Origin of the sequence: [Scytonema hofmanni] UTEX 2349, from assembly GCF_000582685.1 — a bacterium.
Lineage (GTDB): Bacteria > Cyanobacteriota > Cyanobacteriia > Cyanobacteriales > Nostocaceae > Hassallia > Hassallia hofmanni.
In genome coordinates this window covers 1,135,022-1,147,581 of sequence record NZ_KK073768.1, presented here as the reverse complement: position 1 = coordinate 1,147,581, position 12,560 = coordinate 1,135,022, and the positions used below count along the sequence as shown (strand labels likewise).

The following is a 12,560-nucleotide window of genomic DNA, read 5'->3' as shown; positions in this document are numbered from 1 at the left end:
CAATCAAACCTAGAAAGCAAGTTGAGGAGTCAACAGGATGCAATTTTCATACGACTCAGATAAACGTAAATTGCTATCATCTCTGTGTCATGGAGCGATTTTTTTTAGTACAGGAGTATTATCGATTGCGATTCCGATTGTCATTAATTTAGTTTCCGATGACCCAGTTGTTAAAAGCAACGCCAAAGAATCGATTAATTTTCACTTCAATGTTTGGTTCTGGGCAACTTTAATTGGAATCCCGATTGCGATTATATCTTTTATTACCTTTGGTATTGGCGGATTTTTGTTCTTCCCCGTTGTTGCGCTTGGTTTCGCAATACATTGGGGACTGACAATTTGGGCATTATTTCACTGTCTAACTCAGCCTGATGAACCGTTCCGTTATCCGTTTATTTTTCGATTATTTTAATCGCGTTGATAAAATATATAGTTTTATTTTATAAAGGGATGTTTGGGAAGCATCCCTTATTTAATTTATTATGCGATATTGGATATTAGCCAATCTTTCTACTGCGCTTTGAAGCTGTATCATTCCTTCTCGGAGTTCTTGTCTTTCATGTCTTGCTTCAGCCATTGTATCTAGCATTGCTTGAGCGGTTCTGGCATTGCTTTCGATGAGTTGCTTGAGTTCTTCATCCGTCATTTGTGCTTGCTTTTTATTATTGATAATATAATTTTTCACTGAGAATGAAAATCAATTACCTTCAAATGCATTCAAAATCTCTTCGGGTAAGGGTGCATCAAAATCATCAGGAACTGTAAATTCTCCGGCACATAAACCAAACGGACGCATCTTTTTTTCGGTAGTTGTAATCGGTTTTAGTTCGGCAATAGGTTTGTCAGCTTGCATAATAACAAAGCTTTCACCTGCTTCAACTTGATTGAGGTATTGCAATGGTTCTCGTCGGAATTCCTCAACTGTGACTCTTTGCATGATTAGTACTTAAGCAATGTTCAAAAGTAATCTTTTACCTGACTTAATTGTAGTGCGATCGCTTCTCATGGATGTTGGGTTATGCTATAGTTTCACCTAACAATTTATAAGTTATTATTGGGTTCCCTCGTTATACTCAATTATCTTTTGCTAGCTTATTCAAAAAATCATTCACATCTGATTCTAAATAAATAGGAAAATTCAAAGTGGCATCAGGGTCATAAAACTTTCTCCGTTGTGGAGAATTCAGAAGGCACTTATGCTGGAGGCAGAAGGCAGAAGGCAACCCACCCTTACTCATAGTGGGATTGAAACAAGGACGTTTTATACCGTCCGTGCAAGCCATCTTGAGTATAATTATTTGTTTCAACTGGGCTTTAAACCCACAAAGTAAGTTTTAATTGATACTCCTAACATAAGTGCCTTCTGCCCTCGAACTTCTGCCTTTCTTGTAAAATCATATTCTGGTTTCATAGAGACTGTTCTTGATATTGTTTAGTATTCCACTTCAAAAAGAGTGCGAGGAAGTCCTGACTGACAAATAATCGACCGTAAAGTACCAGTTTTTAGCTCATCGGAATTAGGTACGGGAACAGTTACAGTTGTGTCTTCGGTTTGCAATTGCATTATTATGTGGCTACCCCGCTGACGTACCTGTACAAAGCTATTTTGTTCTAGAATTTTGCAAACTTCTCGACCAGAAAGAACACGGAGTTTACCCAACACTCACCTCAAGACGTGTAACAAAAACTTCTGTATGCAATCTTTCCTCAATTTCAGAAGGAGATGCAGTTTCAAAAAATAATTCCAGCGCTTCAATCAGATTATGCCGTGCTTCTTCAATAGTTTTACCTTGGCTGGCTATATCAAGTTCGGGACAGAGTGCTACATACCAATCATCTTCACGTTCAATGATTGCGGTAAACTGTTTTGTTTGTTTCATGTTCTCACAATTATTTATTATTTTCAGGCAGGCAAGATGCCTGCCCTATAATTAACTCAAACCAGCCTTCAACTCACTTCGCGCAGTATCCAACGCTTCTGGTAACTTACTCGCATCACGTCCCCCAGCTTGGGCTAAATTCGGTCTTCCACCACCACCACCACCGCAAATCTTCGCAATAGTACCGATAAATTTACCAGCTTGCAAGCCTTTTTTATTGACTTCTGGACTAAAAGCTGCTATAAGGCTAACTTTCCCAGCTTCGGGAACTGAACCGAGTACCACCGCACCTTTACCTAGTTTTTGCAGCAAGCGTTCAGCAGCAGTTTGCAACGAAGCGGCATCAACCTCTTCCATTTGGGCGACGATAATTTTATAATCGCCTACAGATTCAGCTGTTTGTAGCAAGCTGTCAGATTTAGCGATCGCCAATTGTCCTTTCAATATCTCCAACTGCTTTTGAGTATTCTTCAACTCGTTTTGCAGTCCGGTAATTCTCTCTGGGACTTCTTCGGGTTTTACTTTAAAGCGATCGCTTAAATCCTTCACTACTTTATCGCGAACATTCAAATAATCCAGCACCGCTAAACCAGAAACCGCTTCAATTCGTCTTACTCCCGAAGCTACACCAGCCTCAGAAATAATCTTGAAAACGCCAATCTCCGCAGTATTACTTACGTGCGTTCCACCGCACAGTTCCATCGATACACCCGTAAAATCAATCACGCGCACTTCTTCGCCGTATTTTTCGCCGAACATGGCAACTGCACCCCTAGCTTTCGCCTCAGCAAGAGGTAATATTTCGACTTTAGCCCCATGTGCTTCGGCAATCCAACTATTAACCTGTTCTTCTACTTGTTGAACTTCCTCAGGTGTCAAGGGACGCGGACAGTTGAAGTCGAAACGCAATCTGTCAAAGGAAACCAAGGAACCGGCTTGAGATATGCCTTCATCGACTAGTTTCTTCAAAGCGGCTTGCAGGAGATGTGTAGCAGTATGATTTGCTTGCAGACGGCGCCGACAACCCGCGTCTATTTGAGCAGTCACAGAATCTCCTACTCGGATTGTACCGCGTTCGATGCGTCCGAAGTGAACAAAGAAATCAGATTCTTTTTTCACGTCTTCAATTCTGATGAGGATACCGTCACCGGAGATGTAACCGCGATCGCCTATTTGTCCCCCCGACTCAGCATAAAATGGCGTTTTGTCAAGCAGTATTTGCAAGCTTGTTCCCGCGTCCGCTTCTTTTTGGGAAACACCATCTATCAATATCGCTTCGACTTTTGCAGTCGCGGTTGGTTGGGTATATCCCAAGAATTCGGTAACGTTGATATGTTCGGCTAACTTGTCGAGAGAACCTTGCACAGTTAAATCGATGGTTTCGTGTGCATCTCTACCGCGTCCTTTTTGGATTTCCATTTCTGCCTCGAATCCGGCAACATCAACTGTGAGGCTGCTTTCAGAGGCAATTTCTTGCGTCAGTTCGAGGGGGAAACCGTAGGTATCATACAAGTTAAAAGCACTTTCACCACTAATTTGGGTTTTGCCTTCTTCTTTCAGCTTGGCGATCGCTTCCTCAAGCAGTTTTTCCCCTCTTTCTAAAGTTTTTAAGAAGTTGGATTCTTCGCGTTGCAATTCAGCTTTAATGGCATCTTCTTTTTGTCGCACATTTGGGTAAGCTGATTCGGAAAGGCTAATTGCAGTTTCGGCAACTTCTGTCGTAAATTCCCCAGAAATGCCAATTAATCGTCCGTGACGCACCACACGACGAATTAACCGACGCAGCACATAACCGCGTCCCACATTAGAAGCGCGGATTTCATCGGCGATCATGTGGACGACAGAACGAACGTGATCGCCGATTACCTTCAAAGAGATTTTGGTATTTTCATCGCTGGTTGTATAATCTATATGAGCAATATCGGCTGCTGTTTGAATTATCGGGAAAATTAAATCAGTTTCGTAGTTGTTGGGAACATTTTGGATGATTTGCGCCATCCTTTCTAAACCCATGCCGGTGTCGATGTTTTTATTGGCAAGTGGTGTTAAGTTGCCTTCGGCATCCCGGTTATATTGCATGAAGACGAGATTATAAAACTCGATAAATCGGGTGTCGTCTTCTAAATCAATATTGTCGTTGCCGCGTTCTGGGTGAAAGTCGTAATATATTTCTGAGCTGGGACCACAAGGACCGGTAGCACCAGATGCCCAAAAGTTATCATCTGCACCCAAACGCTTGATTCGTGCTTCAGTAACGCCGATTTTATCACGCCAGATAGCAAAGGCTTCGTCGTCTTCTTCAAAAACGCTGACAACGAGGTTTTCTGGAGAAAAGTTAAAGACTTTTGTGGAGATTTCCCAACCCCAAGCGATCGCTTGTTCTTTGAAATAATCGCCAAAGCTGAAATTACCCAGCATTTCAAAGAACGTCTGATGCCGATTCGTGCGTCCGACGTTTTCGATATCGTTAGTGCGGATGCATTTTTGGGAAGTTGTCGCACGTTTAAATTCTGGTATGCGCTGTCCTAAAAATATCGGTTTAAATGGTAGCATCCCCGCGATCGTCAGCAGCACGGTGGGATCTTCTGGCACCAAAGACGCACTTGGGAGAATCTGGTGTCCCCGTTGCGCGTAAAAGTCGAGAAAAAGAGTGCGAATTTCGCTACCGCTGAGGTACTGGAGATTTGAAGACATAACTGTTTACAAAAGAATAGGGACGCTTGGATTAATTCAGAAATTTACAGCACATTGCGTTATTATTAAATACGCGTAGAGACGTTCCGGCGGAACGTCTTTACCGGAACGTCTTTACCGGAACGTCTTTACCGGAACGTCTTTACCGGAACGTCTTTACCGGGTTTTGGTTTTTACTCATGTACTTCATTTACCTGAAATCTGCTGCAATAAGTGTATTTGGATAAGTATCTTTATATATTTTTGCATTTTTATTTCAGTTTGTAGCTAACAACAGACTTCTACCTTCTAGAAGCTACGCCATGTGCCGTATTACCTAGTGGCACAATCACCTAACTCTGGTAGGATGAGCATTTAAAATCTTTTTCATAAGATTAATATCAAAGTACAGAGGTGACTCATGGCGCTAAAAATGAACGTTCCCAATATTGCCTGCGATGATTGTGCAGCAACGATTACCGAATCTATTCACGTAGTGGAACCTGAAGCCAAAGTTGACGTTGATGTTAAAGCCAAAACTGTCACCGTAGAAGCCGCATCTTCAGAAGAGTCTATCAAACAGGCGATCGTTGCGGCTGGTTATCACATAGAAGATTATCAGTAATGGAATATTAATTATTAATTAATATTTTTCCTAAGGACACTGATGAAGACAATTTTCGTCGTCATCATGTGTCCGGCTCGCAAATTACAAAACGCGCTTTTTTGGTAATTTAAACTTTTGTTGATTAAATGCATTTTGATTTATGTAAATTTACTGACGCTGCCAGCAATTTGTTAAGAAAAGTGTAATGTTAGTAAATAAATCCGGAAATAATAAAACAGATAAATTTAGCTTTTACATTTTTCGCATTCATCGATTCCGTGCCTGAGTGTAAAGTCATCTAAAATTCCTAATCTTTATAATATATCTCGGTTTTTACAGAGTAATTACGCAAATTGCTAATATTTATTACTTTGAAAATTAAATAAAAATAAATTATAAAATAAGCTAATTCTTATTAAATTAACTTATTTTCAGCTAGAAAGCTTTGATTATAGTAATTATTTGGAACTTTTTAACCAGTAAGTTAGAGTAAGACCTCTATCCAAAGGAATACTTTTCAGTGTTTATACTGTTTAAAAAAAATAGGTGACAGTTGAAAGTAGGTATCAGAAGTTTCACGTCGCGATTGTAGTAATCAAAATATTAAGAGGTTATTAAAAGTTGGCAAGTTATTATAAATTTAGTGTTAAGACAATCGAATCTTCGCTAATAGTTCTTTGTATAAACACAGATGAACTAAGTAATAAAAACAATTTTTAGTAAGTTGAACCAGGGTTATATCGTAAATATTGAATAAGGGCAAAAAGCAAAGCAATGAATATTTCTATTCTAGTCTTTGGAAGCGATAAATTTCTCGCTAATCTTCCGGATCAGATCCGTGATGCAACCGTTTTTAGTGTAGAAGTTATTGCCAATTTAAATCAGGCGGTATCGCGCATTCAAATTACGCCACCGGATATAATGTTAGTGCAGGCTAGCCTCAATGCCAGCACAGAATTATGTTGTTGGCTAAAAGACCAGACAAAGCTATCGTCGATATACTGTATTCTCTTTGAAGATCGTCTGGAACTAATCTCTCAAAGAAACTGGGAGTGGGATTTGGAGAAGACTTCCACCGCGCTAAAGCAAGGTGCTGATGCTTATATTTGGCAAATTCCCGAAGAAAAAAGAGACCGTAACTCGGCATTGTCTGCCAATAATCGCCTAATATTAGCTCAATTAACGGTTGGTTTGCGGAAAGCGCAAAAATACCGAGATATGATCAAAAAAAATGATGTTTTGTCAGCGATCGCTTTAGCAGATTCATTGACACAAATGAATAATCGTCGTGCTTTAGATTTGGATTTACCCAGACAAATCCAAAAAGCGCGTAATCACAATAATCCCTTAAGTTTGATTATTCTGGATGTAGACTTTTTCAAAAAAGTTAACGATACCTACGGGCATTTAGTAGGCGATCGCATTTTACAGTTACTATCTGCTAGACTGCGGAATAATTTACGCTTTGAAGACACTCCCTTCCGCTACGGTGGTGAAGAATTCGTGATTATTCTCCCTAACACCACCGGTGAAGATGCACTTTTAGTCGCTCGTCGTCTCAATCGCATAGTCAACCAAGAACCGTTTACAATTGACAATCAAGTGACTATCAACGTCACCATTAGCTTGGGTACCGCTTCTCTGCAAGACGAAGACGATGAAGACGGAATTAGTATGTTAAATCGTGCCGATAAATATCTTTTACAAGCTAAAGCTACAGGACGCAACCGTGCTATTAGTAGCAACTACTTATCCCATATCCCACATCTTCAAGTTGTTTCCTCTTGAAGTTAAGGGTTATCTAAAAAAGGCTGAAGTATGAAAAAAAGGATGATATCTATGAAGTATATTCTTTCCTTTTTCAGACTTCATCCTTCAGACTTCATCCTTCAGATAACTCCGTATTCAGCGCGATCGCCTTTTCACAATCTTTCACCGAAGCACGTTGTCGCATCGCTTCTACCAAAGCTTTATAACTAGACCAATTTTCTTGTAGTAAATTTTTCGCTTGCAGCAAGCAAAAACGCTGTTTTTGGTCATAAGTTGATGCAGAAAAGCCCAAACTTTTCAATACACCTGCCAGCTTATTTTTATCATCAGATCCACCTTCAGTATTATCAAATACTAAAGCTTCAGCCGCAATACCCGCCATCCAAACAGTACAGTAACGATCCAACATTTGAGCCGTGATTTTACCTTGTTCGAGTTGCAAAGCTAATTCCGCATCATCAAAAGCAACACCACCTTGTCCTGGTTGTCCCAATTTCAAAGCTTCCCAAGCTGTCAGAGTATAGCCGCTAACGGGAATACCCAGCAAGTAAGCAGTTAGAAAGTGACCGGCTTCGTGGTGGACAATGCGATCGCGATGTTCCGGTGAAAAACCCGCAATCCAATCTAAAAGCAGAGAACTCCCCTTACCTTGCAAACTGAAAGAATCCAAAGTAGCGATTCCCAAAATTGCGAAAGTAGCGATCGCAGGTACTGCTGGTGATAAATTCACCAAAGGTCCCAGCAGCACCGATAAAGTCATCAAAAAGATCGATATTGCAACTACATTTAAAGAAGTTTGGCTCATTGGAGTGTATTTATGAGTAAGCGCGTAATCTTTCTTAATTATGATGCGATCGTTAAGCTTTGACTAAAAATATGGGATACAAGCCCCGTCCTTGCTAAATTGTTGCAATCATGGCGATCGCATTTATCGTGTTTGGGAACCCAAAAATCGTTTTGAGGAACCCAAAAATCGTTTTGAGGAACCCAAAAATCGTTTTGAGGAACCCATTTATTATTTCGGCGTGTCCATAACGCACCATACTCAGGTTAGAAACTGCACACGGCGTTAATTTTTCTTCAGTCCGCTTACCATCCGCAAATTAAAACCCTAAATTTTTCTTCAGTCCGCGCAGGCGGACTTCGTTCGTTTAGCCGCGACTTCCAGTCGTCAGGCGCTTGACAAAACCAACAACCTTAGATTAATATTCTCTATATAATGGAAATCCGTGCGGCCATATATATTCATATTTAGAAACTCCCAAACACAAATAAAATCTCTTCATTTGTCTAACCGCGTTTGGTAAAGGTAGACTTAAACGAACGAATATCTTTGTTTGGTTGCCTAGACATCTCTTAATATCTGTTTTTAATTCGATAATATTGGGGCTTACTTTGAACAAGATGTGTTCTCCAGCTTGTTATGCAAATCTGCCAAAATCCCAATTGTTCAAATCCCTTCAATCCTGATGGCAATATATATTGTATAAGTTGCGGACAAAGCAACTTTGACAAACTTCTCAGAAACCGCTACCGTGTATTGAGACTATTAGGAGAAGGTGGCTTTAGTCGAACTTACGAAGCAGCAGACGCAGACAGATTAAATGCACCTTGCGTCATCAAACAATTTGTCCCCCAAGTTCAGGGAACAGGACAACGTATCAAAGCTGCACAATTCTTTCAAGAAGAAGCTTTTCGGTTGTATGAACTCGGAGAAAATCACATCCAAATTCCCAGATTACTTGCATACTTTCAACAAGGTATTAGCTTGTATCTCGTCCAAGAATTCATTATTGGGAAAACACTTTTAGCCGAAGTTCAACAAGAACCCTTTAACGAAGAACAAATTCGCCAAGTTTTACTTGATTTATTACCAGTTTTGGAATTTGTTCACTCCCGTCACATCATCCATCGCGACATCAAACCAGAAAACATCATCCGTCGTGAAAGTGATGGTAGACTAGTATTGATTGACTTTGGTGGTGCAAAACAAGTAACACAAACCAGTTTAGTTAGGCAAGCTACAGTAATTTATACAGTTGGTTATGCACCAAACGAGCAAATGGCTGGATTTGCTTGTCACGCAAGCGATTTGTACTCATTAGGCGTCACTTGTGTGCGACTTTTAACCCAATCTTTACCGCTTCTAGATGATTATGGACAGATTCAAGATAATCTTTATGATGCCATGAATGGGCAGTGGATGTGGCGAGAGAGATTAGAAGAAAAAGGCATCTTTCTCAGCGAACAATTTGGACAAGTTCTTGATAAATTGCTGAAACACTTAGCAAGTGAAAGATATCAATCAGCAGCAGAAGTTTTGAAAGATTTGAACTCAACCCAAATCAACTTGATCGAAAATACTGCACCAACAATATTAGCTAGTACTCAACCGACATCACCAGAAACGCAAATCATATCATCATTGCCCTGCTTATCAGAATTTAAATTTGAAGTAGTAACAGTAGATAAAAAAGGTAAAGAAATTAGCCGCAACCTTGAAAGTGCAAACTACTTAATAGAAGACTTTGGTAAAATTATCAAATTAGAAATGGTATCAATTCCCGGTGGAACTTTTATGATGGGTTCCCCTGAATTTGAAGGAGATGCAGACGAACATCCACAACATGAAGTCACCATCGCACCTTTTTTTATGGGAAAATATCCCGTAACTCAAGCACAATGGAGAGCAGTAGCAGCATTACCCAAAGTCAAACAATCTTTGAATCCCCATCCATCCAAATTTAAAGGAATAAATAGACCAGTTGAAAATGTATCTTGGCACGAAGCGGTAGAATTTTGCTTTCGACTCTCAGAACAAACCGGACGCAACTATCGTTTACCCAGCGAAGCCGAATGGGAATATGCTTGTCGTGCAGGAACCACTACACCCTACCACTTTGGCAAAACTGTCACCCCAGAATTAGCAAACTGCGGTGGTAGCGATTCCTACGCTTTGGATGCAAAAGGGAAATTCCGGAAAGAAACCACTGATGTGGGCAGTTTTCAACTTGCCAACGCCTTTGGATTGTACGACATGCACGGCTTAGTTTGGGAATGGTGCGCCGACCCCTGGCACAAAAATTATGAAGGCGCACCCACAGACGGCACTATTTGGGAACTTGGCGGAGATGAACATCGTCGTCTACTGCGTGGTGGTTCTTGGAGCTTTAGTCCAGAACTTTGCCGCAGCGCTAGTCGCAGCTGGAATGAAGCAGTTGGCGGACTGAGAATATGTGGCTTTCGGGTTGTGTTTTCTTAATGCCGTTGAATTTGGTTTGGGAAAGGTATTGACTAAGATTCAGAAATAGGTTATTATAATCTTGATAAGGAAGAACTATCATAAAATAATTCTTTAAAAACCGCCTATCGTGTATTAGGCGGTTTCGTTGTGTATATGTAGAGACGTTCCGGCGGAACGTCTCTACGACGGTTACTGTTAATAGCTGATGAAAGGAAAATTTCATGAAGCGGTTATTTAGGTTTTTCAAACCTCGCAAAAACCAACCATTGCTGAATCTGGTTATTATTGCGTTTATTTCGGTTTTGTTTTTAGCAAATTTGATATTTAAAATATTTAGTTTCGTATATCCTTCCTTCAATGCGATCGCTGTAGCATTATTCTTGTTGATTCCCTTTTTACTTATAATTAATGGGTTTTTCTTTCGCAGATGGTGGCTAAAACTGATAAATTTTTGGATATTTTTATTACCAAGTTTGCTTTCTCTCTGGATTTTCAACAATGCTACTATCATCTTTTTATTAATTGGTATTTATCAGCCAGAGCAAGAAATTAAATTTAAATCTTATAATATAGTCGTGTATAAAAGTCCTGTATGGTTAGATACAGACGCACAGCGGGGATTTGTTTTAAAACAAGAAAAGATTATTTTTCCGGGAATTAAGTTAGGAAAGTCAATTTACGAAAATAAAAATTATTATTTAGATAAAATAGAAAATTATCAAATAATCGGTCGAGATAAAGTAGTTTTAGATTTAGTTTATTATGATGTGCGTAAAAAAAGAAAGCGTAAGGAAACGAAACAATTTCAAGTAAAAGATTTTCTCTATTTTTAATTTCGTAGTCAGATCATGTCCGCCAAATTACCCATAATAAAAGAACCCCACCCCCAACCCCTCCCCGCTTGCGGTGAGTCCACTCGGCGGTTGCCTGTACCGTCCCGTCGAAGTGGCGAACCCGGAGGGGGAGGGGAGCTAAAGCGCAGCTTTGGCGGGGTGGGGTTCCGGGTCTGTTTGCTTAGTGGACATATTGCATACCTTGACTTTCGACAATTTGCTTTTCATCTGGCAAAGCGTTAGGGGATTCTGGTAATGCTAGATTTACAATAACTTCGTATCCTGCCTTTTTTATTGCCGAAAACTGTTCATAAGTCGGTTGTCTGGAAGTGGCAATTGTATCCGATATTTTCAGAAAGTTGTATATATCTTCCATGCGTTCACAAAGTGACTCCGTAGGAGTATCGCTTTCAAGATTTATGCAAATTTAATCATACAAACTACCATCTTTGCGTGTAAACATCCAACCATCAGGAGTAGATTCAGCGATGATATCATCATTTGGATAGGTTACGCGATCGCCTGGAGTTCTATCGCCAATTTCTAAATAAACTACCATCGCCTCCGATTTATTCACCAGATGGTGTCCATTTTCCTCACCAGCAGGGAAACCTGCCATCATACCCCGTTTTAATATTTGTTCTCCCTCGTTGCTAATTAGCGTGATTTCACCCTTCATAACATAGATAAACTCATCTTGTCGCGTATGCCAATGCCTCAACGCAGAACAGCTTCCCGGTGCAAGTGTAACCAAATTTACACCGAAGTTTTTCAATCCAGCCGCATTACCTAACGCTTGTTTCACTCTTCCTGACACCAAAGGCTTAAATTCATCAGGATAATTTGAAGTTGTGCGACTGGGTACATTTTCTGGGTTAATTATCATTATTGATTTCCCTATTTTCGTTTATTCTAAACATCAACTGAATTTTACTAAATTTAGATGTAAAACCCCAGCGTTCATAATATGGAACCATTTCTGGCAAACAGCAAAGGGCAATCCATTTTATTGATGGCAAATTAGATATATATATTATAAAAATTATTCAAGTTGATTTTTTTGTCTTTCTGCTAACCAAGTAAATAAGACAATCCCACAAAAATCAGAAGCTAAATCAATTAAATCAAAAGTGCGATTTGGTGAAAGTTTTTGCAGAAACTCTTCACTGATGGTGAAAAATGTAACTAATATTGGTGCTAAAGGCAGAGAAATAATTAATAAACTAATTCGTCGTTTGTTTAATGCTAAATGACTGAGAAAAGCCGCGATTCCTATTAAAACAAAATGCCCGATTGTGTCATAAAAGGGAATAGTAGAGCTTTTAACGGGTAGAATTTTCAGGTAGGCAGAAATAACAATTGTCATTAAAATGCCGAAGTAAACCCAAAAAGCAAAAACCCAACGGCATTTTGATATCATGAATGAGAATTTGAAAAATATTACTATAACTTCAATTAAAACTCATAGCATTCCGCAATTGAAAGCGCTCTTTTACAAAAAATATATTAATTTAATATAAATGAAAATTTAATTTTCTCTTAAATAGACATAG

At 39.6% G+C, this 12,560-nt stretch carries 14 protein-coding genes; 5 read left to right on the top strand and 9 right to left on the bottom strand.

What is annotated here, in order from left to right; genetic code table 11:
• The first annotated feature begins 37 nt into the window (after positions 1-37).
• Positions 38-412 (top strand): DUF4870 domain-containing protein, encoded by a 375-nt coding sequence (locus TOL9009_RS0110150; RefSeq protein WP_029632705.1) that lies wholly within the window; start codon positions 38-40, stop codon positions 410-412.
• Positions 413-472: 60 nt separating this feature from the next.
• On the opposite strand, the gene TOL9009_RS38775 is transcribed toward TOL9009_RS0110150, so the two are convergent.
• From TOL9009_RS38775 to alaS, 5 genes are all read right to left on the bottom strand, one after another.
• The gene (locus tag TOL9009_RS38775; RefSeq protein ID WP_144238198.1) at positions 473-685 is read right to left on the bottom strand and encodes a hypothetical protein; all 213 of its coding nucleotides are present in this window, start codon (positions 683-685) and stop codon (positions 473-475) included.
• Positions 686-697: 12 nt separating this feature from the next.
• A complete protein-coding gene (locus TOL9009_RS0110140; RefSeq protein ID WP_029632704.1) occupies positions 698-937 on the bottom strand; it encodes a type II toxin-antitoxin system Phd/YefM family antitoxin in 240 nt (79 codons plus the stop codon).
• Positions 938-1,432: 495 nt separating this feature from the next.
• The gene (locus TOL9009_RS0110135; RefSeq protein ID WP_029632703.1) at positions 1,433-1,660 is read right to left on the bottom strand and encodes a type II toxin-antitoxin system HicA family toxin; all 228 of its coding nucleotides are present in this window, start codon (positions 1,658-1,660) and stop codon (positions 1,433-1,435) included.
• Positions 1,653-1,880, bottom strand: a complete 228-nt coding sequence (locus tag TOL9009_RS0110130; protein WP_029632702.1) for a type II toxin-antitoxin system HicB family antitoxin — start codon at positions 1,878-1,880, stop codon at positions 1,653-1,655. The genes TOL9009_RS0110135 and TOL9009_RS0110130 overlap by 8 nt, the downstream gene beginning before the upstream one ends.
• A 51-nt stretch (positions 1,881-1,931) precedes the next feature.
• Positions 1,932-4,574, bottom strand: a complete 2,643-nt coding sequence (gene alaS, locus TOL9009_RS0110125) for an alanine--tRNA ligase (RefSeq protein ID WP_029632701.1) — start codon at positions 4,572-4,574, stop codon at positions 1,932-1,934.
• A 400-nt stretch (positions 4,575-4,974) separates the two neighbouring features.
• Between alaS and TOL9009_RS0110120 the strand changes: the two genes are divergently transcribed.
• Together TOL9009_RS0110120 and TOL9009_RS0110115 are read left to right on the top strand one after the other, a co-directional pair.
• On the top strand, positions 4,975-5,178 hold the full coding sequence (locus TOL9009_RS0110120) for a heavy-metal-associated domain-containing protein (RefSeq protein WP_029632700.1): 204 nt from the start codon (positions 4,975-4,977) through the stop codon (positions 5,176-5,178).
• A 756-nt stretch (positions 5,179-5,934) separates the two neighbouring features.
• Complete coding sequence (locus tag TOL9009_RS0110115) at positions 5,935-6,948, top strand: GGDEF domain-containing protein (protein WP_029632699.1); 1,014 nt, start codon at positions 5,935-5,937, stop codon at positions 6,946-6,948.
• Positions 6,949-7,042: 94 nt separating this feature from the next.
• On the opposite strand, the gene TOL9009_RS0110110 is transcribed toward TOL9009_RS0110115, so the two are convergent.
• On the bottom strand, positions 7,043-7,735 hold the full coding sequence (locus tag TOL9009_RS0110110; RefSeq protein ID WP_029632698.1) for a M41 family metallopeptidase: 693 nt from the start codon (positions 7,733-7,735) through the stop codon (positions 7,043-7,045).
• A 618-nt stretch (positions 7,736-8,353) separates the two neighbouring features.
• Here TOL9009_RS0110110 and TOL9009_RS0110100 point away from each other — a divergent pair.
• Complete coding sequence (locus TOL9009_RS0110100; protein ID WP_029632697.1) at positions 8,354-10,192, top strand: bifunctional serine/threonine-protein kinase/formylglycine-generating enzyme family protein; 1,839 nt, start codon at positions 8,354-8,356, stop codon at positions 10,190-10,192.
• Positions 10,193-10,395: 203 nt separating this feature from the next.
• Entirely contained in the window at positions 10,396-11,007 is a 612-nt protein-coding gene (locus tag TOL9009_RS0110095; RefSeq protein WP_029632696.1) for a hypothetical protein, read from the top strand.
• Positions 11,008-11,188: 181 nt separating this feature from the next.
• Here the strand turns inward: TOL9009_RS0110095 and TOL9009_RS38770 are convergent, their stop codons facing one another.
• The 3 genes from TOL9009_RS38770 to TOL9009_RS0110080 form a co-directional block, all read right to left on the bottom strand.
• The gene (locus TOL9009_RS38770; protein WP_038296902.1) at positions 11,189-11,383 is read right to left on the bottom strand and encodes a phosphatase; all 195 of its coding nucleotides are present in this window, start codon (positions 11,381-11,383) and stop codon (positions 11,189-11,191) included.
• A gap of 51 nt (positions 11,384-11,434) precedes the next feature.
• Positions 11,435-11,893, bottom strand: coding sequence for a cupin domain-containing protein (locus tag TOL9009_RS0110085; protein ID WP_029632695.1), 459 nt, complete (start codon positions 11,891-11,893; stop codon positions 11,435-11,437).
• A 156-nt stretch (positions 11,894-12,049) separates the two neighbouring features.
• Positions 12,050-12,427, bottom strand: a complete 378-nt coding sequence (locus TOL9009_RS0110080; protein WP_029632694.1) for a VanZ family protein — start codon at positions 12,425-12,427, stop codon at positions 12,050-12,052.
• Positions 12,428-12,560: the final 133 nt, after the last annotated feature.